Origin of the sequence: Arsenophonus endosymbiont of Aleurodicus floccissimus (assembly GCF_900343025.1) — a bacterium.
In the GTDB taxonomy this organism is placed as follows: Bacteria; Pseudomonadota; Gammaproteobacteria; order Enterobacterales; family Enterobacteriaceae; genus Arsenophonus.
On record NZ_OUND01000004.1, the window covers coordinates 57260 to 79981 of the forward strand.

The following is a 22722-nucleotide window of genomic DNA, read 5'->3' on the forward strand; positions in this document are numbered from 1 at the left end:
CGTTAAAGTAGCAGAAACGTACGTTTCTAAACCTTCAGCTGAGAAATTGCGCTGAGTAAACCCTCCACCCATTACCCCCCACGCCAACCCGAAATAGGTGCATGGGTTAATTCTAACCGTCCCTCTGTTGGTTTATTATCAAATATCGTTTCAACTGTTCGACCTTCAATCTCATCATGAGTATAATCCGTATGTGCTGCACATAGTCGGATACGTTCAAAACCACTAAATGGATCCTGATATTCGCCACGAATTTCCCAACGTTGCTGTTTCATATTCACAAAAGGAACACCATGGCTATGATTGTGTGTATGAGAGTGCCCATGAGAATGTCCATGATAATGCGTATGATCATATTTCTCACAATGCCAATTGCCTGAAGAGCTATGTTCATGGCAGTCTATGTCCCGGTAAATCATATTCGTTATGTTGAATACCGTAGGCCAAGCCAATATAGCCCTTTTCCATAATCCAACTGGCACCAATATTAAAATTATTAGTTCGATTATAGGAACCCTGCAAACGATAAGAATCTAGTTCACCGGTTAGCTTTGGCATACGATAATCTTGAGTATGACGTTTTAATCCTTCCAATCGTAACGCAAAATTCTCTTTACCTAATGTTAACCCGACAGCTCCGGTATTTTTATTAGCGACACTATTCGCCCGTAGATTGATCTGCCCTGCATAACCTTTACCTGGTAATGAAGTCGGGATCCGAGCATCTAGCACATTAATAACACCACCAATCGCACCACCGCCATAAAGTAATGTTGCCGGCCCTTTTAAAACTTCAATTCGATTAGCTAATAGAGGTTCGCTGGTAATAGCATGATCAGGTCCAGCAATCGAAGCATCGAGTACATCAATGCCATCATTCAGTACTTTAACGCGTGCGCCTGACATACCATGAATAATCGATTTTATTGCTCCAGCACCAACATGGCTACCACTAATACCAGGTATTTCCTCTAATGTTTCGGCAATAGAAGCTTTACTCTGCTGCGTTAATTCCTCCCCTGACAAAATTTTAGTTGGCGTTGTCATCAATAATGAAGAATGATTTAATGGATTTGTTTTTACAACAATAACATCCTTGTTAATTTTTTCCGTACTTAGTTTTTCATCTGCCATAGCATCAGATGAAATAGCCATCCCAATTGCTGTCGCCAAACTGGACAATAAAATTTTTTTCATTTTGTTTACATTTCCTATAAACGAGTGCTATTTAATCCCACTTAAATGTTAAGTTATAATATTATTTTTGGTGAAAAAATAGTTCTTTTATAACAAATGAAATTATTGATAACTATTTTAGGAAGGTTTCAATTAAGCTACTGGTGATATTAATTTGTTATTCAATATCTATAGAATTTTATATAAGAACTTGTTAGACATACCATATATCATATTATAAGTACGAACATCACTACCAATTCCAAGTTTTAACCACGCCGATTAGTCGCCCACTTTGATCCAGCTCAATCCAGAAGTATGACGAATTATTAAAATCTGCATACCTTCATTAACGATTTACCCACTGAGGAAAAAATTTTGTCTATCGTACGCCGCACTTTAATTATCTTGCTTAGTTGTACTTCGCTATACATCTTATGCGGCTTCCAATAAAGAATTAAATATTGCCTGGTCAGTTAATATAGGACCACTTAACCCACATATCTACACCCCAAACCAGATGTTTGCCCAAAGTATGATTTATGAACCCTTGATTGAATATCAAGCTAATGGGCAAGTAAAACCTTGGCTTGCAAAAAGTTGGCAGCATTCCTCAGATGGTAGAGTGTGGATTTTTACCTTACGCGATGACGTCAAATTTTCTAACGGTGAACCTTTTAACGCGCAGGCAGCTGAAAAAAATTTTCGGGCTATTCTCAATAACCGCCAACGTCATGCTTGGCTAGAATTAACTAACCAGATAACCAATGTTAAAGCGTTAAGTAACACTGAGTTACAAATTACGCTGAAAAGCGCTTATTACCCTTTCCTGCAGGAGCTATCTTTACCTCGTCCTTTCCGTTTTATCGCACCTTCGCAGTTTAAAAAACATGAAACTATGGATGGTATCATAGCGCCAATTGGGGCTGGGCCATGAAAGTTACAGACATCAAAACTTAATCAATATGATATTCTGCTACGTAATGATCGATACTGGGGCATAAAACCGGCTCTAGAAAAAATAACCATCAAAGTGATCCACGATCCAACTAGTCGCGCCGTCGCATTTGAAGCTGGCGATATCGAATTACTATATGGTAATGAAGGGCTATTACCACCCGAGACTTTTGCACGATTTAGCCATAATCTAAAGTACCATACCCAGCTTTCTGCGCCGATTGAAACGGTGATGCTAGCTCTAAACTCCGCGCGAACACCAACTAAAGAGTTAGCGGTGCCGGAAGCACTTAATCATGCTATTAATAAAAAAAGCTGAGCGCCAATACATTTTATTCTACCCAAAAAGTAGCCAATACCCTGTTTGCCCCATCGGTACCTTATGCGAATATCAAACTCACGACCAGAGATTATGATCCGCAGAAAGCTAAAGCAATATTGGATAGTGCTGGCTGGATATTACCGGTAGGTAAAACAATCCGCGAAAAGGAAGGTAAGCCGCTAACAATTGAACTTGCTTTTATTGCAACCGACACCCTCAATAAAACAATGGCTGAAGTTATTCAGGCTAACTTACGGCAACTTGGGGTAGACACAAGACTAATAGGCGAAGAAGAAAGCAGCTTTTATGCCCGTCAACACGATGGCCGTTTTAGCATGATTTTTAATCGCACCTGGGGTGCTCCTTACGATCCCTACGCTTTTATGAGTTCGATGCGGGTTCCTTCCCATGCAGATTATCAAGCTCAATTAAGTTTGCCCGACAAAAAGATAATTGATAGTGAAATCACCCAGATCCTGACAACAACAGATGAACAACAGCGTAAAATGCTATATGCCGATTTATTGACTCGATTACATCATTCAGCTGTTTATCTGCCAATTAGTTATATATCACTGATGTCCATCTCTCGTCCACAATTAGGTTATATTCCGTTTTCACCTGTATCGACAGAAATTGCATTTGAGCAAATCAAGCCGGAGAAATCATAATGTTACGTTATATTTTACGGCGTATTTTACTACTGATACCGTTGCTATTAGCTGCTTCAGTGATTGTTTTCGCCCTACTGCGTTATGGCACCGGTGACTTAGCCATGGACTATTTGCGGCTGTCAAATCTGCCGCCTACGCCAGAATGTTGGCATCAACACGAATAATCCTTGGTCTTGATCAACCGCTCACTGTGCAGTATGAAACATGGTTATGGCAAGCTCTGCATCTAGACTTTAGCATTTCATATGCAACTCAACGTCCTATACTAAATGATCTTTTATAATTTATGCCAGCAACATTACAACTCGCTGCAGCAGCATTACTGATTATTTTATTTACCTCGATACCCTTAGGTATCTGGGCGGTACGTGACCGTAATCGTTTACTTGATTTTATCGTACGTATTATCGCATTTTTAGGCGTTTCAATGCCAAATTTCTGGCTAGCCTTTCTATTAATCATGTTATTTTCAGTGTGGCTAAAATGGCTACCTGCTTTTGGTTATGGTAGCTGGCAACATATTATCTTGCCGGCATTTTCTATTGCTTTTATATCACTAGCCATTAATGCAAGATTGCAACGTGCCAGTATGTTAGAAGTTGCAGGACAACGACATGTTAGCTGGGCAAGGTTAAGAGGACTAAATAAGCAACAAACTGAAAGACGACATATTTTACGTAATGCATCATTACCTATTGTAACCGCATTTGGAATGCACATTGGTGAGCTCATCAGTGGTACCCTGATTATTGAACGCATATTTGCCTGGCCTGGTATAGGTCGCTATGCCGTATCAGCAATTTTTAATCGAGATTATCCGGTGATCCAATGTTTTACCTTAATGATGGTTGTAGTTTATGTGTTATGCAATCTGCTGGTTGATCTCCTTAATGCCATTCTTGACCCAAGGATCCAACGTCATGAAAGAGGAAATGCATGAATTTTTACCTTTCAACTCGTTGGTCTGTCCGCTTAGCGATCATCATTATTGTATTACTGGTTATAACAGCCCTTACCAGCCACTGGTGGCTACCTTACGATCCACAAGCAATCGAGTTAACACAGCGACTACTACCACCAAATCAGCAACACTGGCTTGGTACCGACCATTTAGGCGGCGATATTTTCTCTCGTTTATTAGCGGCTACAAGTGTTTCACTAGGCTCCGTCATACTCTGTCTTATTTTGATACTGTCATTAGGATTGATCATTGTTGGCAGCGCTGGGTTATTAGGTGGCAAAATAGATCAAATCCTGATGCGTACCACTGAGCTTTTTATGACGTTTCCTACTTTAATTTTATCATTTTTTATAGTCGGCGTTTTAGGAACAGGGCTAACAAACGTAATTATTGCTATCGCTTTATCACATTGGGCTTGGTATGCACGTATGGTGCGAAACATTGTTATTCTCTGCGTCAACGCAAATTTATTCTAATAGCAAGGATGTATGGCGCCAGCAACAGCCGTTTATTCATTGATTACCTAGCCGGTGCAATTATTCCATCGTTGTTGGTTTTGGCAAGCTTAGATCTTGGTCATATGATGCTACATGTGGCAGGCATGTCTTTTCTTGGACTGGATGTTACTGCCCCAACTACGGAATGGGGAGTTATGATCAATGATGCTCGCCAATATATCTGGACTCAACCTCTACAAATGTTGTGGCCGGGTTTTTTAGCCCTATTTCTAACGGTGATGGCTTTTAATCTACTTGGCGATGCCCTACGCGATCACCTCGATCCTTATCTGCTAGCGGAGCGTAACGGCTAATGTCACAGAAAATTGAGCTACAAAATATAACACTAAAAGCACAACGATTGCTGGTTCAAGATGTATCACTCACCATTAATAAAGGCAAAGTGTTAGCATTAGTTGATAGCAGCGGCTGTAGCAAGTCATTAACATGCGCCGCCATGCTCGGAATATTACCTGCGGGCATAAATCAGACCGTCGGAAGCTTACTACTAGATAGAGATATTATCTCCGCTCAACAATTACGTGGTAGCCACATCGCAACCATCATGCAAAATCCACGCAGTGCTTTTAATCTGCTTAATACAATGGCTAGCCATATTCAAGAAACCTGCCGGGCACTTGGCAAACCTGTCGATATCGAGAGGATTAACATAACATTATAGTCAGTTGGATTAGAAAATGCTAGCCGTATACTTTCGCTTTATCCTTTTGAAATGAGTGACGGGATGTTACAACGCATGATGATAGCAATAGCGATACTCAGTGATGCACCATTTATCATTACTGATGAACCAACGACTGATCTTGATACGGTTGCCCAAACACATATTCTTGATCTACTAGAAAACACTATTCAAACTCGGGCGGTTGGTATGTTATTAGTCACCCATGATATGGGAGTAGTGGCGCGTTTGGCTGATGACGTCGCTGTGATGCACGATGGTAAAATTGTCGAATATAGCAACGTTAACACCATCTTTAACACACCTAAACACCAAATTACGCATAATTTAGTAGCCACGCATCTGGCATCATTATATGATCTGAAGTTCTCTGTATGACATTGCTTGATATTGATAGAGTCACTTTTGGCTATCCCGATCAACCCCCCGCTTTTAAACCAAATAACGCTAACACTAAAGGCCGGAGAAAACGTTGCTTTATTGGGTCGCAGTGGTTGTGAAAAAGTACGCTAGCACGTTTATTGTTGGGTCTTATCTCGCCTAGTTGTGGCCAGATCCTCTGGTGCGGAACTTCTCTAACCAAACTGAAAGGAAAAGCAATTAGACAATTTCGTAAAGATGTTCAGATCGTATTTCAAGATCCGATAACTGCCGTTAACCCACGTAAAACCATAGAGGAAATTATTCGTGAACCTATTCGTCACCTTTTACCGCTAACTAAAGAGGAACAGCATGCACGCATAACTAAAATGCTAAATGCTGTTGAATTAGATAGTTTTCTACTCAATCAACGTCCACCTCAACTAAGCGGTGGTCAGTTACAACGTGTATGCCTGGCACGTGCTATGGCTGTGGAGCCCAAATTGCTGATCCTTGATGAGGCAGTTTCTAATCTCGATCTGGTACTCCAAGCTGAAATCATCCAATTACTTAAAAACCTTCAACAACAATTTCACACTACCTGTTTATTCATTACACATGACTTACGGTTAGTTGAGCGTCTCTGTCAACAGATTATGATAATGGAAAATGGTCAAATTGTTGAAACTTCGAAAGTAAAAGCACCGTTAACCTTACATTCTAAGACCGGTCAGGCGCTACAGAATGCCGTTTTGCCAGCATTTCCTGTACGTTATGACAATTGCAGCGCAGAACTATTTTTCTAATTTAATCGCATCCTGTCCAGATAAAGTTTTGTAAATCAGCGATGATTTATTAAAAAACATTCTTTTATTTTCCAACTTTTTTATTTATTCCCCTTACTGATAAACAACAAGCTAATTTATTTAATAATAGACTTTGACAAAAATTAGCATATTTTTAAATAATAATATTTTACATTTAGTTAACCTTTAAGGGGGAAATATGGCTTATTATGGATGGGTTCTTATCAAATTTATCATTGTTATTACCTATTTAAACCTTTCAAGAAAAAATCAACTATCGCAAATGACGCCGATTGATTTTATAAGCAATTTTGTTCTAGGAGGTATAATTGGTGGAGTAATTTACACAGATTCCATTCCACTATATCAATATATTATTGTTTTGCTTATCGGTGTCTCATTGGTTTCCTTATTGAATTTTATTAGTAAGCATATCCACTGTATTCGTTCTGTCACCATTGGTGATCCAATTCCAATTATTAAACACGGCAAATTTTTAATGAAAAATATTCTGCAAAACAAAAATAAAATAGATATTTTAAAAATCTCCTCACAGCTGAGATCAAAAGGAATACATTCTTTTCAAGAAGTTGTTTATGCGTAAGTTGAACCAGATGGACAGATGACCGCTGTTTGCGAGGGAGCAAAAATGCCATCAGTGATCTTAATGAAAGATGCTGAAATAAGAAAAACGGGCCTTATTGAAATTGAAAAAGATCAAAATACAAGAAAAAAATGTATTTATTGCTGAATTTTGGCAAGGTAATTTACTATTTATATTAAAAAATGGTGATATTAAAAAACTACCTGCTGACTTGCTTAAAAAAGATTTAAAATAATTTATTAACACTATAATAAGCAACCAGATTCAACTTTTAACTTTCTAATCAATATGTTGCAAAGATCCAATCACTCAGAGGTCGGCAAATATTTTTTAATTAATAGACTGATTAAAATCTTTCTGATTAACAATTTAGCTAGCTAAAAAATAGTTACAAAACACGTAGCTATTGTTAATACTTTCATTAATTACAATTTGTATTATAATTTAAAACTTAGATTTATCATAATCATGTTAATAAAAAACAGTAAACAAAATTAAATGAAAAGTTTTGTTTCATCAAAATCTATAGTTAAAATAACCTAAGTAACAATAAATTTAATTATTTAACCTTGAAACAATATATATTAAAAGAAAAAATTATGTTTTTCTCTATTAATTACAATTGATGAACTTATACAAAAAAACCTGATAAATTTTATTTAGTAAACCAGTAAATAAAAAATAGAATATAATTTTTTAAATTATTTTATTATACATATATCACTCTCTCTGTTAAATATATCTAGCAAATAGATTTCACATCATTATTTATATTAAATATTTGCACATATAAAAATTAAACAGCAATAGATATATTTATATTAATAAGAGGATTTATTAAATAAATCTTTATTATAAAAAAGGAGATGTTTGATTATGTTTAATTTAGTTATTCCTATTATGAGTGTAACACCAAACAAATATGCACCAATTGGCGATCCGACCATTGGCTACCCGCAATTATGCATACGCACAAATCGCACAGCAGAACGAATAAATTTAAATGAAGTCATAAAAATATTAGACGCAGCGACAAATACCCTATTGATGAAAAAGAAAAACGCGCTAAAGTGGTAATGGAAGCATTAGCGACAATATTTAGTAGTGGAGATTTAGGCCACGCGTGGATAATTATTTTCAATAGTGATAAAAAAGGAGATTATACTAGCTACGCGTATCATGGAAATCTCGGATTTGTTAAAAACGCAGACTAAGAAGAAATTAATGATAGCCCTGAACGTAAATTTTATATTCAGCGTTGCATACGCTTAACAAATCCAGACCATTGTCCTGATAAATTAGAGCAAACTATTATTCCCAGTTTAAATAGAAAAAGTTATCTAATGGCCAAGTTAATGGGGATGGAGGTAAAAAATCCTGCTAATGGCGCCTATACCCCAATTAACAACTGTACCTGGGTTGCCGGATATTTATGGAATAGTATTACTAACGAACAGCTAATCTATGAACAAGATTTTAATGGTGCAGCATATGCTGAAAATGGGGATTGATTATCTTGCGCTAGTCTCAAAAATTGCTGATCCTGGCATGCTAGCCGAAAGTCTCAGTAAAATAAAACAAATAGATTAAAAAAACAAACAGCGAAAATGTGATTAAGCATATGGTTTGTTCTTATTGCCACCTTTAAGGTGGCATTTAGCTCTATCAAATTAATGTTTTGTCGAAAGAAATGACCGATAGTGAAAAATTTATTTAGCAACTAAGTGTCAACAACATCCATCTTATTAATATCGTTTAAATACTGCTCGTTTAAATACTGACACTCTTGCCTTGAAGCTATTATTGATAATATTTATCAATAAATTAATACTATTTGATTGGCAATGTCTTTTGTTAATTAACTAAATTCGTTGACACAGTTCACTCGATATCAATCTATAAGCTAATTATTTTTTCACTTTAGCACTGAAATATTATGCCCATAAGCCGATAATAACACTGCAATTAATTTAGGCATCACTTTTTCTTAAAACTAAAAGCCAGCATTTAGGCTGGCTAAAACAACAGGGAAAACAACAAATTCGACAATAATTTATGTAATTATAATACAACGCAAAATTATTAAAAATAATGAATATAAGCTTTAATGTTCAAATAACAACCATTCCATTAATTACTTTAATGTTAATAAAAATGTAATATGTGGTAATCTAAAAGTGAATAATAAATAATTTTATTTTAAATAATAAAAAACAACCAATTACATAACAATGCTCTAGTTGAGCCAAGGAATTAATCAAAATATACAGGTAAACTATCTGATATAATCGATATTAAATATCACATTTAACTAAATATTAGGAATAAAAACATGGAGAACACCAAACAGTAACCATTATGTCAGCGCTATTTTGATTGGACTTAACACAATGAAAAATACTATCCGTCAGAAACTAAAAAGTGCTGTCAAAATCAAGGGGCATTTTAAATATATCGTTAAAGAACTAAACAAATACTGCATTATGGGTTAAAGCACCCAAGTGGTGCTTTTATATCTATTTATAAGCAAAAGCAAATCTTGTTATTTTTACAAATAAGGTTGTTTTCAGTATGATAACTTAAGTAATAATGGATTATAACTATAGAGATATTTTTAGCTAAAATATGCTCTAATCTATAACTAAGAGAGTAATAGTTATATCTAAAAGGAATTTTTTGTATAAAAAGCGCTCTAAAATATAACTATAGTAATAATGAGCAAATAACGTTCAAAATGTAATAAATAGTTATTTAAAAATCTACTTGTTAACGATAGAATCAGGCTAAAGGTTAACAAGCAAAACTTGAATAGAGTGAAGCGTGAGATAACAAATCGAGGTAGACTATATCACAAGAATAGGAAAAAGATAAAAAAGTTCGTAAAACTATTAGGCGTTCTGCTGAATATAAAAAGGCTATGTCTGATGCCTTTTAAATAGCAGCAAAGGAAATGGAAAAAGTGAGATAAGGATTGATGGCAATAAAAATAACTCGTAGCTTTCATGTACAGAAAATTCTATCAAACCTCGTTGTTAATTTAGGAATTATAGCAGAATCGTTTATTACCGAATTCAAAGAATATAAACAAAAATATATGGCATTCGGTGATATTCCTATACCTCCATACCATATCTAGCTAGAACACCCATCTTATGTTTGTTGAAACTATTGACAGAGATAAACCAATGGAAAGACCAAGCTTTGCCAGACATGAATAGCTACCATCATACTCATTTGTGGCAGGAGAACTGTATCTGGGAAGATGACGATGGCAAACTAGTTCCATGGAATAGCACAAGTGACTCGTTCATTGTTTATTCCTACTTTATTGATAAAATTGGGGCTCATCACTTTTATATTATTGATTTAGTGTATAACAAAGCGCATACCCTAATAGAAAATAACAGCCAAATCCTAAAATGGGTCGCTATCGCTAAAAAATTTTGGCTACAAAATATCTGATATAGTGTATAAGAACACCAAAATTCTATGCTTACCTTAATCTACTGTGCGATAAAATAGCCTGGATTTTGTTATACTAATTGAAATAAAATAACACCTATCCGTTATTGACTATTATATCAATACTCAAAGCGGGCTATACGGTTACCTATTTTAATAAGAATAAATTCATGCGCACATCCTCTTTGTCAAAGTCAGAACGTATATTCTTTCCGTTAAGTTTAACGTTATTTGAATTTAGCGTGTACATCGCTAACGATATGATCCAACCCACCATGTTAGAAGTGATAGCAAATTTCAATGCTGGCGTAAAATGGATCCCCACCTCCATGACAGCATTTCTGGCCGGGGGCGTCTTCTTACAATGGTTTGTTTGGCCCATTATCAGACAGACGTGGTCGACGTCCAATTATGCTTATTGGCGTCTTGTTCTTTATTATTAGCTGTTTAGCCATTTTGCTCGTTTCGAATATTGAGCAATTCATTGCCATGCGATTCTTACAAGGCATTGGGCTGTGCTTTATCGGTTCAGTCGGCTATGCAACTATTCAAGAGGCTTCCAACGAAACCGTCTGCGTCAAAATTATTGCACTAATGGCCAATGTGGCTTTAATAGCATCATTACTGGGGCCATTGGCCGGCGCTACCTTAATCAATATCCTTCCCTGGCAAGGCATATTTATTATTTTTGCTATTTTAGCTTTGATCGCATTCGTCGGCTTATTCTTCTTCATGCCAGAAACCGTAACGCAAAAAGGGGAAACATTATCTTTTCCCCATTTATGGCGTGATTATAAACAAGTACTGAAGAATTAGCATTTTATCAGCGGCGCACTTGCAATAGGATTTGCCGCCGTACCGCTACTAGCTTGGATAGCACTCTCCCCTGTTATTATCATAAGTGAACAACAACTCTCAATGCTGATCTCTGGCTTATTACAAATACCAGTTTTCGGTGGATTAATTATTGATAACCTAACATTAAGCCGTCTAATTGGAAAAAAACTTTAGTTCAGTTAATTAAATTTGGAGGTAAGCTGATAATCATTGGTCTGATAATAGCTACCAGTTCAATATTTTCCTCATCAGGCGCTTACCTATGAATAACTGCGGGTCTAGCTGTATACGCATTCGGGCTTGGTATGACGAACGCCGATTTAATCCGATTAATCTTATTTTCCAGTGATGTAAGCAGAGGCACTGTTTCTGCCGCTATGGGCATCATTAACATAGTAATATTTATTTTAGGCATAGAGCTTACCAAAATAGTTTATCTATGGAGAGATGAAGGTGCTTTTAATCTGCTAAATTTATTTTACGGCTTATGCTGGCTGCTTTTAGCGACTTTTTTTACTTACAAATTCCCCCGAAAAGAAGAAGCATCCATGATTAAACAACTTTGACAATTTCTTTCTTATCATCCGAACAGCCACGGCTCCCAGCTGTGGCTAATGTAACTTTTACATCCAACCATTCCCGCCAGCACTTTTATCTTAGCGCCACCTCTTTTACGATAGGCAGAGTGGATGCCGAATAATATGAGATTTACCCTTTATTTTATATTTAGTATTAAGAAAAATTTTATTGGTTAACTACCAAATAGTTTTTCACACTGGTAGTGTGAAAAGTTATATAAAAAATATAATACCCACATCTAGATAGAATTTTATTGCCTTTATACTAATGCTATTGAGTTACTATATAAGTTGCGTATTATTTATTTAATAATTTTTATTTGCCTATAGAGCGTAAGTTATGCAATCATTAAACAAAATTCTTATTGTTACGTTTTTTTATCCTTTAGTTATTTATCATTATCTGAAAATGGTAATATAACTAGAGATATAAATAAAAAATCAAGCACCAAATATTTTATACATTTTGACGACCCTGATAACTGTATTGCTACAAACACAATCAACGACAATTTACCTAATACGCAGTGATTTTAAATTTTAACAGTAAAAAAAAAGTATTCCGTGATTAAGTTTAAATATGTTTTATTTAATGATGATAGGATGAGTTATCAAATTATTATTTAAAATATTCACTGTTTCTTCCTTTGGGAGAACTTAACTTTCTTTATCAAATAATAACAAGTCAGACTAAACAAACCTAAAAATATAAAGCGACAGGCAATTTATGTTATACCAAAAAGAATATCCGGTTTGTGTTATACACATATACCATGCAAAATGGATTTAGCGCTCGGATTCTGCCGCAAGACCTCAGTAACAAAAATAGACCTCTTCTAATTTTCTGTAGTATTAGGCAATTATTTTTTATCTATAAACCTCTGCGCCGTTCTATTGCTTAAATAGTTAATAAAAAATTGCCGCTATAATCAATTAGATTTAGCGGCATGATTAAGTCATATTGTTTTTAGCCAGAAATAGCGTTGGAATCTATAAGTTAGTTATTTTTATATCTAAAAATTGATATAAAAAAAACCTCCATTACTTGAATATGAAAATTTTATTAAAGTATTCCAGCTATCGTCTTTTAACTCAAAAATTTTTATTTTTTCACAAAAATTATTATAGTGGCCGTATTCTAGAAAGTGATTTTTATGTCCATCAGAAGCTAAATATTTTAATGTCAAAAAATATTTTGTTGCTTCTTCAGAATTTAATTATGCTAAAGAGTTATTTAATTTTGCTACACAAGAATAAGCTTTTTCTTTTCCCGTAGAAAAAAATAAATATTTTATTTTTTCCCATAATGTTAATTGAATAGATGAATTATTTTTTTGTATTTCTTTAACATCTCAAATAGTTATCTTTTCTCTTATAAAAAACCATTTCCAATAGATAAACTCATGATTAAATTTCTACTATTTCTCTGATGTTAAAATCACATTCTTCATAATTTAAAATAAATTAATTTTGATTAAAAATTTGATACATAGATACAGTATTACTGTATCTATGTTCTGTTTACTGAACAACTAAAATTGGTTTTTATTATACTATAACATTCTCTCCAAGATAAATAACAAGGATTTGCGGCGTTTTCTGGTAAAAGCAGAAACAAGAAGTTATCAAAGAATTTAAATAGCTCTGCTTTATATAGATTGTCTTCATTCTTTAGGAAAATACAAAAGTATAGAAGAGGACTAATTTAATATCTTTCCGTTTTTTATTGTAAAAATATAAACCAATCAGTATATTTCCGCTTTGTAAAAGCATATATTTATTAATCACAAAAAATAATATACAACTAAAATCCAAAATTTCAACTTAACTATAAGTAACTGTTAAATATATTCTAGACACCGTTTTCATGATATTATTATATTAAAATATTTATCTTAATTTTTATAAATTAATTTAAAACTTGCTTTAACAGCATATAAACCTATTTAAGTATAGAGAAAATAAAATACTCAAAACAAATCTTTTGTTGATAATAAAAAATTATCAATACCTAAGTAATAACTAATAAAATATTTTAATACTTTAACTATCGATATCGCTTAAATATTTGGCATCACATACTGCAATTAGCAGCCACTATTAAATTTAATTGTGTGATTATAAAAATTTACATAGAAATCATGTTTATATATTAATTGCAATAATGTTAGTTAATAAAATAAACTTATTTCATAAAAAACATTTGTTATGATTAATCCTCATTAAAATAACATAATTATATAAATAGTGAATATATGCCAAAAGAAATATTGAGTGTTTTTAATCATAATCAGTTCAGCATATCTGCCGCATTACAAAAAGAAAATGATATAGAAAATAAAAATATAAAACTAGGAGAACTAATCGGAGAAGGACTTCACGGAAAAACATATTTTGATGATAATAATAAAAATTTCATATTAAAAAAACTATATAATTTAATTGATAGACATAGAACAGAATTCTGAGCCAGAGAAGAAGTAAACTGTTTTAATAAATATTACGGAGAAGGAGCTACCGCGCTAATAGAAAATGTGATATATTTTATATTAGAATATATAAAGTACCTGAAGTAACAATCACTAGCATTAAAGATAAAATATTTCCGCTGAGTGCACAGGAACGTTTTCGACATATGATCTGTGATTTAGGCGATAAAGAGATAATGCATGATGATTTACACTGTAATAATATTCTATATAATAAAGAAACCAATAGATTTTACTAACAAATATACAGAGTACTACTCTGTAGATAATGACACCAAAGATTCACTAAATGATAAAATAGAAATGATGTATGATTGAGCGCTTAAACATATTATTAAACTTACAGACTAATTTAGCAAAAATTAAAATAATCAACTCTCATATTAAAGTGTAAAACCACCGCCAACAACAATAAAACCAAACCATTGACATCCCCTCAAAACTAGGCGTTACATCCCTGGACCTCTACCAATAGATTTAATCAAACTTTTTATTAGCTTTTTTCCATTCTGTGCAAATAGCCAACTGAAAAATATTTTTGCAGTTGATTATTCTAATACTGCCTGGAGAGCCGCACTAAACCGAGCCGGTATAGAAAACTTTCGATTTCATGATCTGAGACACACTTGGGCTAGCTGGTTAATTCAGTCAGGTGTTCTGCTTTCAGTATTACAAGAGATGGGAGGTTGGGAATCTATCGAGATGGTACGTAGGTACGATCACCTGGCGCCTAATCATCTTACTGAACATGCAAAACAAATCGACGATGTTTTCAATAAATTCAAAAATCGTGTCTTAAATTTGTCCCACTTAAAAAAACTGAAAAGTTAAATTTGATGTAACACATTGAAATAACTGGTACACCCTATAGGATTCGAACCTGTGACCTACGGCTTAGAAGGCCACGACCACGCTTTTTCACCCTATTTCATTCTGTTTCAAATACAAGCATCAAGTTGTTTTTAAATGGTTTTATTGCATTGCAATGTTTCATCGGGTTGCATATCATTGCATCATAACTTGACCTCAAAATCATGGCTAGCTCACTACTCACAGATACTAAAATTCGAGGCTTGAAACCCAAACAATCGGCTTACTATGCTTGGCAAGCATCCTCCTCTAGAGGAACTGGCCGCCTTGTTGTAAAAGTATACCCATCGGGACGTAAAACATTCATATACCGATATTTCATTAACGGTAAAGCCTCTTTCATTACTTAGGCGACTATTCAGCTTTATGCTTGTCTGATGCGAGCTTACGATGTAAAGAAGAAGCTAAAAAGCTACAACAAGGTCAACCAATCATAAGCCCTTATGCCAGTTTAAAAACTATATCACAGATCAACGACTACGGGGAAAACGTTCTTATGCGAAAACCGATAATCGGCTAAAACAAGTACTCAACAGTCAACATATCAACGGTGATATACCTGCGCGTGACATTACACCAGAACATATTAAAAAAGTATTATCTGAATTTATTGAAAGAGGAGCATTAGCTGGCGCAAATAAGGTTCGTGCTAATCTACATGCCGTTTTTAATTTTAGGTTATTTTCTGATAATGATCCGGCTAAGCTGGGAGGAAAAATACTGTACGGAATAACAAGCAACCCCGTCACAGTAGTACCTTCTCAACACGGTGCAGATAAAGCGTTAGATCGCTTTATATCATCGAGCGAATTACGTACTTTGTTAGAAACTATAAATATACCTGCTGAAGCATGCCCATTAAATCCTGATTATGCGCAACTGTTAATGCTTTGTATTTTTACTGGTGGGCAGCGGCCTTGGGAGCTGATGACAAATACGTATGATAATTGGGATAAAAACAATACCACGCTAACAATTCCGCCTCATATATCAAAACTGGGGATTATCATGTAGTGCCTCTTTGCCCTACTGCCGTTAAAGTTTTGACAGAGATGGAACTGCGTTATCCGAATAATGCCTTCTTATTTCCTTCGGATACCCAGGAAGGACATTTACTACCGAGTGAATACGCCAAGTAATTAAGAAAGTTTTGTTTACGGGAAAAGTTCACTAAATTTACGCCCAGAGATATACGCAGAACATTTAAGACTTTAGCGGGTGAGATCGGGATCAGGGCTGAAATGCGTGATAGATTGCAGAATCATAAAATGCCCATAGTATCTGTTCGACACTATGATCGATACGACTATCTAAAAGAAAAATGTGAGATCATTGAACTATGGGAAAGAAAATTACTTAGCTTGTAATTTATCAATTTCTGTTATCCATCCAACGGGAGCGACGTAGTTTTTTGAGTCGCTATGCGTTGGGCTATTATTTTAATGGCATTTTATTAACTTAGCTAGGTATACTACGCTCATGACAAAACCTTCACTATCCCAACATGATGCCCTTTTCAAAAAGTTCCTTGGTTATATCGCTGTAGCAAGGGATTTTTAGAAGTGCATCTTCCACCTTATCTTCGGGAGCGTTGCGATTTCAGTACTCTGACGATGGAGTCAGGCAGCTTTATTGAAGACGATTTACGCACCCAGTATTCAGATATGCTCTACTCTGTACAGACGAATTCGGGGAAAGGTTATATACACACAGTAGTCGAGCACCAGAGCCGCCCTGAAAAGTTAATGGCATTCAGGCTTCTACGGTACAGTATAGCAGCCATGCAGCGGCGCGTCACCTTGCCGGTAGTGATCCCGTTGCTGTTCTATCACGGCACCACATCACCCTATCCGTACACTACCCAATGGCTCGATTGCTTTGCTGACCCAGAACTGGCAGAATCAGTCTACAGGCAAGCATTCCCGCTGGTTGATATTACCACGATACCGGATGAGGAGATCCTGACACATCGCCGAGTAGCACTTCTGCAACTCGTACAAAAGCACATCCGAACCCGCGATATGTTGGAACTTGCCGTAGAGTTAGCTACTCTAATAGAAAAATGGCATTATTCCAAAGAACAATGCAAGAGTTTATTATATTATATAGCTAAAGCAGGGAATATAATTGATGGCGAGGGATTCATACGTAACCTTGCGGAAAAGCACCGACTTACCGGGAGGATTTTATGACGATAGCAGAACAGCTTGAGGCTAAAGGTGAGGCCAGAGGTATCCAACTAGGCAAACAGAAAGGCTACCGCTAAGCCGACAGGATGGGGTTAATGAGGGATTGCAGCAGAGCTTAGAAAAAGGCCGTCAAGAAGTGACACGCCAACTAGCAAGGCAATTATTTGCTAATGGTGTTGATCGGCAAATTATAAAAACATCTACCGGTCTAACCGATGATGAACTAAATACACTATTAGTTTGAAATATTCCCCACCTCCAAATAATTACCTAAAGATGAGGATATCTTAACCTGCTGTTTTTTTTGTAAATACATTTATCTCTTCTTGAGGTAAGTCTGTATTTGCTTCAATTTTGGATAAAATCTCTCTGAACTGCTCCTCGCCCATAGATTCTAAACGCAGCAGGGCTGCCCGCTTTTTATTTTCTGGTAAATTCAAAATGATTGATTATCTAAATCTAATAATTCAAGCAAAAGCATAGTTCGTCTTCTAGAGAGTAGTTTGGCTAGCTGCTGTAACTCATTATCATCAAGATTTTCTATACAACTAATAATAAGTTGCATATTTGGTTTTTGTGATGATATCTGCTCAATGACCTCTTCTGTTTTTCTTGATAATCTACCATCTTCTTTAATTTTATCAGCTTCAATGTCTAGAAGATCCGGCGCAATTTAGCCGTATTCTGGAGCCGTAGAGTTAGTCATTAGCCATAGCGTATATTTACTAAATTTTGGATGATTCGTTACTCTATCTAAAATAACCAAACCTACACCTCTTATGCCTGCCCCATAATTTTTGATTGTCCCTAATCCAATGCCAAGTACATGAGAAAATTCAATTTGTGTCATACCTTCACTTAGTCTTACTGCTTTAAGTTTTTTACCGTGATCTATTAACAAAGTCTTCATTAGAAGTCTATCCTCTATATTAAGTCGCCCATAAGTGACTACAAAGTCAGGGCTGTCTTGCAAACCAAGTAAACCCTCCATAAATGAAGAAAAATCCACGTAAAACTGGATAATTTTCAACAAATGCCACTATTAAGAAAAATACCAGACTTTCTTCTTTAAGTGACTTAAAGCGACTTAGCAGTACCTAGAAGCACTTTGAAGGATATGAGGATCGGATGATTAAGAATGACTACGAGGTTAAATATCCGCTTGACGCAGTCAGCGTTGAAAAGTTTTCCGAGCTACTCGGAAAGCCAGAAACCGCTGTCAGGAAGATGATAATTAACAACAAACTACCTGTTGTTGAGTTAACCGATCCTGAAGTAGCTGCGGCGCGTGTTGGTGAACGCTGGGTAGTCATCTCAGAATTTAATCACAGAGTCCTTGAAGCTTATTACAACCGTCCCGCAGAAGAACGTGATGCTTGGGCTTAAGTGGCTTGGATTGTGAACCAAGCAAGAAATTTGAACAAAAGTCCATAGCCAGCGTTTAGTGCGGTGAACTGCTCTTTAACAATACGGTATCAGCAAAAAAATCTGTGAAACGGATGGCAGGGAAATTGCGCCTGTAATTTGCTGATAGCTAAGCATGAAGTTTATGTGAAGCGGAGTTGAGCCTACTTTACGTAGGGACTTTCCGAACGGAGTATGCCGATACAGGTGTACACAAACACTGAATAACCAATAGGTGTATTTGTAGTAAGTACGTTTCGTGCTTAGCATAAATCTTCTTATAAAGGAGACATTTGTCAATGAATGCTTGTCAACGTTGCCGTGAGCGGCAGCAAATGCATTATCAAGACCAATGTCGAATACGCACAATAAGATTAAGCTTGATAAAAACACGCCCAACTGAAGAAATCATTGATAGTGCATGGCCCGAAGATAACTTACAAGAAAATCACCTCATCAACCTTCTTGCTACATTCAAAAATAAATTGGACAGATACCCTACTGACAGCATTGATAACCGCTGCTTAACGAAGGCGTATCTCTATACGGTCAAGAATCGCTATCGCCGAAGAAGGAAACCGCATGGACATTCAAACTGAAAATGAAATGCTTTGGGCACTGAAAAAATTAACGGTCGAAGAAGAAGGGTTCTGTCAGCCGGGTGGGGAGTATTTATACGAAAGTTTAACCAATGCCTATCTTACGCAAAAACTCTCCGATACAGATAAAAGCGATGAATACGAAGCATGGTTACTCGCACTGGAAACTACCGACGGATTCGATGAAGTCTTATACGATGTTACCCAGAAAGTTGAACAAATTTTATATCTGATGCAATGTCGTGATGCTTACTACGAGGTTCCAGCTTAATGACAGAAAAAACACACTATAGAAAGGCGCTCGATTCTCCTTATTTGAGCAGCGCTGATATTGTTGAGCCGACAGTGTTAACTATCTCTCATGTTTTATTTGAACCGGATAAAACCAGAAGAACAAAAGATGTTTTTAACACAGCTTATTTTGAAGAGAAAGAAATTAGACCCGGCGAAGACAGTTAAGCCGATGATTCTCAATGCAACCAATAGCAAGATGGTTAGACAAATAACGGGGTCGCCGTTTCTTGAAGATTGGCAAAATGTAAAAGTCATGATTTGCGTTGAGCGCGTAAAAAATAGACAGGAATTTGTCGATGAATTAAGAATTTATCCTGCCATTACCCAGAAAAAAATATTAACGCCAAGCAAAGTAGAATCATGGGAAAGAGCCAAGCAAAGTTATCTTAATACTGGCTCGCTAGAAAAAGTATTAGCTCATGTTGAGATGTCGCTGGAAGACCAGGAACCCTCAAGAAGGAGTGCGCTAATGCAATGGTATAACGTACAGCAAAATACGGGAGACTGGGATACGTTGCGCTTAGGAAAGGTTTCTGCATCACAGTTTAGCGGTTTTATGGCCAACCAGGGAAAAGCCTTCGGCGAACCGGCAAGGCGATATGCGTTACAGATTGCGCTAAAAATTATCAACGGGAAAAAATCAGACGTTAGTTTCACTAATGAGCACATGCTACGCGGGCGCGAGCAGGAACCCATAGCCCGAAAGCTATACGAAGAGACAAACCTTGTTGATGTAACCAATGGAGGATTTTTTGACTGCGGTAAGTATGGCGATAGTCCTGATGGATTAGTCAGAGACGACGGGGTTATTGCAATTAAGTCTGTTACCGCCCCGGGCATTATGCCACTTTGGAACGCGAATCTTTTGACCCTGCTTACAAATGGCAACTCATAGGGCACCTTGATTGTACAGGTCGTGATTGGGTGGATTTTGTCAGCTACTGTTCTGATTTCCCAGAGGGTGGACAGTTAATTGTAAATAGGCTGCATCGAAAAAATCACGAGAAAGATATTAATCAACTTAGAATTCGACGCGCTCAGTTTCTTGATGTTATCAAATTCACCAAAAATAAAATAGAACAGATCATTGCTTCTTAAGGAGACAACTCTTGAACAATATCACCTTTACGTATAGCCAAGAAGCTACATTAGCCGCCGGTCAAAGTGCATTCATCAATGAATTTGGCACTTATATTGTCACGATTCTCGAAGCAAAATATATGACCAGTAGCGGCGGTGCTGAATCAATTGAATTTTCGGTTGAATCAGATGATGGCAAGAAAGCAAATTATCTTAATGCATACACGAAGAAAAAAGATAAAACGCCCAATAAGCACGGTGTCAATATGATTCATGCCATCATGGGCTGCGCTGGCGTTCAGCAACTAACCAACCAAGATGATTAACGCGCACACCCATATAGCACCAGAGCTTACCAATAAGCGCGTTGGGCTAGTACTGTAAAAAACACTAAAGACAAAAGCGAACGGACAGGATACTTATAGCTTTTATACTATCTTACCCTTCATCGCTCAAACACGACAAACATTAGATGAACAGATTAATGGGCGGCTACCCCGCTCAAACAATCGATAAGAAGCTCGCCACGCTACAGGATAAAGACGAAAGGAAGCCGGTAGAAAGAGGTTATCAGCAGTATCAATCAGAATATCCCAGTGATAATGTGTTTTTTAGTGAATAAATCATAAAGTTCAAGTATCTTATCGGGGATAAAAATGATTCTAACTGTTAGTAAACAGGCGCTTCTTAGTGCGATGATTTTTCAGGCTAAATGTGATGAAAGATATTATCTAAACGGCATTTGTTTTGCTCCCAAGAAAAAACTTTATTCGACTGACGGTCATCGTGCTTTTCTCGGTGAGCATGAGTCCGAAGATCTGAAAGAAAACGTTATCGTTGGTATCAAAGGGCCTAAGTTCGTCAAATTTGATAAGGCAAAAATAGACACCGAATTGGGTATGGTCACTTATCTTGATTGTTTCGGTATCAGGGTTGGTGTAGCAACTTGTGAGGTTATTAACGGGAAATACCCTGATATTAGCCGAATAATGCCCAAGGAAAACAAGCCCGTTTCAGAAATTGGCTTCAATGCCAGCTATCTTGCAGATATAGAGAAAGTCGCAAAAATTTATAACCCGAAATATAAATTAATAAAAATTAAACCTAACGGTAATGACAGTGTCGTAATTATCAAGTTAAACAAAAACACATCCGTTATTGTTATGCCAACACGGATTTAAACGTTACTCATCAATGGCTTTCAGCCGAATTCATTTAACAGTGAAGAGATTGTTATGACCAAGTTAATTATGATCGAAAATACCGTCGTCCGTCTCGGGCATTACTGTTTAAATGATTTACACCGTGCCGCCGCTGCGCAAGGTAAAGCGACAGATTCTCAGCGTCCTTCAAAATTTATGCGTTCTGATGGTATTGCCGCATTTGTACAATCGTTAACCGAAGCCCAAAAAAGGGCTTCGGTTAACGTCATTAAAGGTGGCCTAGAATCAAGTACTTGAGCAAATGAACTTGTTGCTATTCGCTATGCTGCATGGATTGAACCCACCTTTAAAGTTCAAGTATTTGAGCAATTTCGTAATTCAGTAAAAAGCGGCGGCGGCGTACTGGTAGAAAAAGTTCAAGCTGGATTGGCAATGCTCGCTTTTTACAAGCAGGAGCTATGTATAGCACCTTCTGCCATGTTGGGTACAATGAAAAAGTTGCAATCTTCCCTTGGTATGCCAGATATTCTGCCAACCTACGCCGTAGACGTGCCAGAGGGCAGTGTAACCGGATCAAGTGAAGTCACATCATTCGTTCATAGAGCTTTTACTGCTGCACGGTAAGCCCTATACGGCCCAATCTGGTTATCCGGCGGCTGCAACTACTGGGACTTGCTGAACGTAAATCACGTCCTAG

19 protein-coding genes and 11 pseudogenes are annotated in these 22722 nt (G+C 36.3%); 26 read left to right on the top strand and 4 right to left on the bottom strand.

Going from position 1 to position 22722, the window contains the following annotated elements:
- Window positions 1-71 precede the first annotated feature (71 nt).
- On the bottom strand, window positions 72-419 hold the full coding sequence (locus tag ARADI_RS18575) for a hypothetical protein (protein WP_147392412.1): 348 nt from the start codon (window positions 417-419) through the stop codon (window positions 72-74).
- Complete coding sequence (locus ARADI_RS12475; RefSeq protein ID WP_119712261.1) at window positions 391-1197, bottom strand: TonB-dependent receptor plug domain-containing protein; 807 nt, start codon at window positions 1195-1197, stop codon at window positions 391-393. Before ARADI_RS12475 ends, ARADI_RS18575 begins: the two co-directional genes overlap by 29 nt.
- 354 nt (window positions 1198-1551) lie before the next feature.
- Here ARADI_RS12475 and nikA point away from each other — a divergent pair.
- The 17 genes and pseudogenes from nikA (at window position 1552) to ARADI_RS12550 (ending at window position 17729) form a co-directional block, all read left to right on the top strand.
- Window positions 1552-3126, top strand: a pseudogene (gene nikA / locus ARADI_RS12480) (nickel ABC transporter substrate-binding protein).
- Window positions 3126-4069, top strand: a pseudogene (nikB, locus tag ARADI_RS12485) (nickel ABC transporter permease subunit NikB). The pseudogenes nikA and nikB overlap by 1 nt, the downstream one beginning before the upstream one ends.
- A pseudogene (nikC, locus tag ARADI_RS12490) lies at window positions 4066-4901 on the top strand (nickel ABC transporter permease subunit NikC). The pseudogenes nikB and nikC overlap by 4 nt, the downstream one beginning before the upstream one ends.
- Window positions 4901-5668, top strand: a pseudogene (locus ARADI_RS12495) (nickel import ATP-binding protein NikD). The pseudogenes nikC and ARADI_RS12495 overlap by 1 nt, the downstream one beginning before the upstream one ends.
- Before the next feature lie 6 nt (window positions 5669-5674).
- Window positions 5675-6456, top strand: a pseudogene (gene nikE / locus ARADI_RS12500) (nickel import ATP-binding protein NikE).
- A 199-nt stretch (window positions 6457-6655) separates the two neighbouring features.
- A pseudogene (locus tag ARADI_RS12505) lies at window positions 6656-7295 on the top strand (DUF421 domain-containing protein).
- Window positions 7296-7936: 641 nt separating this feature from the next.
- Window positions 7937-8137: a hypothetical protein gene (locus ARADI_RS12510; RefSeq protein ID WP_119712262.1), complete on the top strand. Its 201-nt coding sequence runs from the start codon at window positions 7937-7939 to the stop codon at window positions 8135-8137.
- A 266-nt stretch (window positions 8138-8403) separates the two neighbouring features.
- Complete coding sequence (locus tag ARADI_RS12515; protein ID WP_182853244.1) at window positions 8404-8571, top strand: hypothetical protein; 168 nt, start codon at window positions 8404-8406, stop codon at window positions 8569-8571.
- A gap of 1657 nt (window positions 8572-10228) precedes the next feature.
- A complete protein-coding gene (locus tag ARADI_RS18580) occupies window positions 10229-10522 on the top strand; it encodes a type II toxin-antitoxin system YafO family toxin (RefSeq protein ID WP_238149442.1) in 294 nt (97 codons plus the stop codon).
- Window positions 10523-10692: 170 nt separating this feature from the next.
- Window positions 10693-11925, top strand: a pseudogene (locus ARADI_RS12525) (MFS transporter).
- Between the two features lie 2267 nt (window positions 11926-14192).
- Window positions 14193-14405 carry a hypothetical protein gene (locus ARADI_RS12530; protein WP_119712263.1) on the top strand — a complete coding sequence of 71 codons (213 nt, stop codon included), beginning with the start codon at window positions 14193-14195 and terminating at the stop codon, window positions 14403-14405.
- A gap of 80 nt (window positions 14406-14485) precedes the next feature.
- On the top strand, window positions 14486-14665 hold the full coding sequence (locus tag ARADI_RS21785; protein WP_439647127.1) for an OspG family effector kinase: 180 nt from the start codon (window positions 14486-14488) through the stop codon (window positions 14663-14665).
- 313 nt (window positions 14666-14978) lie between these two features.
- Window positions 14979-15257, top strand: a pseudogene (locus tag ARADI_RS12535) (tyrosine-type recombinase/integrase); the annotation flags it as partial.
- Between the two features lie 594 nt (window positions 15258-15851).
- Window positions 15852-15911: pseudogene (locus tag ARADI_RS21790) on the top strand (hypothetical protein); the annotation flags it as partial.
- A 204-nt stretch (window positions 15912-16115) separates the two neighbouring features.
- Window positions 16116-16310 (top strand): site-specific integrase, encoded by a 195-nt coding sequence (locus tag ARADI_RS21795; protein ID WP_119712264.1) that lies wholly within the window; start codon window positions 16116-16118, stop codon window positions 16308-16310.
- Window positions 16310-16435, top strand: a complete 126-nt coding sequence (locus tag ARADI_RS21800; protein WP_439647112.1) for a hypothetical protein — start codon at window positions 16310-16312, stop codon at window positions 16433-16435. The genes ARADI_RS21795 and ARADI_RS21800 overlap by 1 nt, the downstream gene beginning before the upstream one ends.
- 340 nt (window positions 16436-16775) lie before the next feature.
- Window positions 16776-17729, top strand: a pseudogene (locus ARADI_RS12550) (Rpn family recombination-promoting nuclease/putative transposase).
- Between the two features lie 43 nt (window positions 17730-17772).
- On the opposite strand, the gene ARADI_RS12555 reads toward ARADI_RS12550, so the two are convergent.
- Complete coding sequence (locus ARADI_RS12555; RefSeq protein WP_182853245.1) at window positions 17773-17925, bottom strand: hypothetical protein; 153 nt, start codon at window positions 17923-17925, stop codon at window positions 17773-17775.
- A gap of 233 nt (window positions 17926-18158) precedes the next feature.
- Window positions 18159-18494, bottom strand: coding sequence for a helix-turn-helix domain-containing protein (locus ARADI_RS12560; RefSeq protein ID WP_182853246.1), 336 nt, complete (start codon window positions 18492-18494; stop codon window positions 18159-18161).
- Window positions 18495-18613: 119 nt separating this feature from the next.
- Between ARADI_RS12560 and ARADI_RS12565 the strand changes: the two are divergent.
- The 9 genes and pseudogenes from ARADI_RS12565 to ARADI_RS18615 all read left to right on the top strand — a co-directional run bounded on the left by ARADI_RS12565 (window position 18614) and on the right by ARADI_RS18615 (window position 22649).
- Window positions 18614-18887, top strand: a pseudogene (locus ARADI_RS12565) (Cox family DNA-binding protein).
- Window positions 18888-19471: 584 nt separating this feature from the next.
- Window positions 19472-19759 (top strand): hypothetical protein, encoded by a 288-nt coding sequence (locus ARADI_RS12570; protein WP_119712268.1) that lies wholly within the window; start codon window positions 19472-19474, stop codon window positions 19757-19759.
- The gene (locus ARADI_RS18590; RefSeq protein WP_238149443.1) at window positions 19759-19947 is read left to right on the top strand and encodes a hypothetical protein; all 189 of its coding nucleotides are present in this window, start codon (window positions 19759-19761) and stop codon (window positions 19945-19947) included. Before ARADI_RS12570 ends, ARADI_RS18590 begins: the two co-directional genes overlap by 1 nt.
- Complete coding sequence (locus ARADI_RS18595; protein ID WP_238149444.1) at window positions 19889-20677, top strand: YqaJ viral recombinase family protein; 789 nt, start codon at window positions 19889-19891, stop codon at window positions 20675-20677. The genes ARADI_RS18590 and ARADI_RS18595 overlap by 59 nt, the downstream gene beginning before the upstream one ends.
- 214 nt (window positions 20678-20891) lie before the next feature.
- A complete protein-coding gene (locus ARADI_RS18600) occupies window positions 20892-21188 on the top strand; it encodes a hypothetical protein (protein ID WP_238149445.1) in 297 nt (98 codons plus the stop codon).
- A 146-nt stretch (window positions 21189-21334) separates the two neighbouring features.
- The gene (locus ARADI_RS18605) at window positions 21335-21484 is read left to right on the top strand and encodes a hypothetical protein (RefSeq protein ID WP_238149446.1); all 150 of its coding nucleotides are present in this window, start codon (window positions 21335-21337) and stop codon (window positions 21482-21484) included.
- A gap of 34 nt (window positions 21485-21518) precedes the next feature.
- A complete protein-coding gene (locus ARADI_RS12590; RefSeq protein WP_119712269.1) occupies window positions 21519-22043 on the top strand; it encodes a beta clamp domain-containing protein in 525 nt (174 codons plus the stop codon).
- Window positions 22044-22097: 54 nt separating this feature from the next.
- Window positions 22098-22322: a hypothetical protein gene (locus ARADI_RS18610; RefSeq protein ID WP_238149447.1), complete on the top strand. Its 225-nt coding sequence runs from the start codon at window positions 22098-22100 to the stop codon at window positions 22320-22322.
- Between the two features lie 135 nt (window positions 22323-22457).
- Window positions 22458-22649: a hypothetical protein gene (locus tag ARADI_RS18615; RefSeq protein ID WP_238149448.1), complete on the top strand. Its 192-nt coding sequence runs from the start codon at window positions 22458-22460 to the stop codon at window positions 22647-22649.
- Window positions 22650-22722 lie beyond the last annotated feature (73 nt).

Bases quoted from the DNA above. Each gene is read 5' to 3' on its own strand.
- ARADI_RS12515 (WP_182853244.1), top strand. From the start codon at position 8,404: ATGGCCAAGTTAATGGGGATGGAGGTAAAAAATCCTGCTAATGGCGCC.
- ARADI_RS18575 (WP_147392412.1), bottom strand. From the start codon at position 419: ATGATTTACCGGGACATAGACTGCCATGAACATAGCTCTTCAGGCAAT.
- ARADI_RS18610 (WP_238149447.1), top strand. From the start codon at position 22,098: ATGACCAAGTTAATTATGATCGAAAATACCGTCGTCCGTCTCGGGCAT.
- ARADI_RS12570 (WP_119712268.1), top strand. From the start codon at position 19,472: ATGGACATTCAAACTGAAAATGAAATGCTTTGGGCACTGAAAAAATTA.
- ARADI_RS18595 (WP_238149444.1), top strand. From the start codon at position 19,889: ATGTTTTTAACACAGCTTATTTTGAAGAGAAAGAAATTAGACCCGGCG.
- ARADI_RS18605 (WP_238149446.1), top strand. From the start codon at position 21,335: ATGAACAGATTAATGGGCGGCTACCCCGCTCAAACAATCGATAAGAAG.
- ARADI_RS12590 (WP_119712269.1), top strand. From the start codon at position 21,519: ATGATTCTAACTGTTAGTAAACAGGCGCTTCTTAGTGCGATGATTTTT.
- ARADI_RS12530 (WP_119712263.1), top strand. From the start codon at position 14,193: ATGCCAAAAGAAATATTGAGTGTTTTTAATCATAATCAGTTCAGCATA.
- ARADI_RS12510 (WP_119712262.1), top strand. From the start codon at position 7,937: ATGTTTAATTTAGTTATTCCTATTATGAGTGTAACACCAAACAAATAT.
- ARADI_RS18615 (WP_238149448.1), top strand. From the start codon at position 22,458: ATGCTCGCTTTTTACAAGCAGGAGCTATGTATAGCACCTTCTGCCATG.
- ARADI_RS18590 (WP_238149443.1), top strand. From the start codon at position 19,759: ATGACAGAAAAAACACACTATAGAAAGGCGCTCGATTCTCCTTATTTG.
- ARADI_RS12475 (WP_119712261.1), bottom strand. From the start codon at position 1,197: ATGAAAAAAATTTTATTGTCCAGTTTGGCGACAGCAATTGGGATGGCT.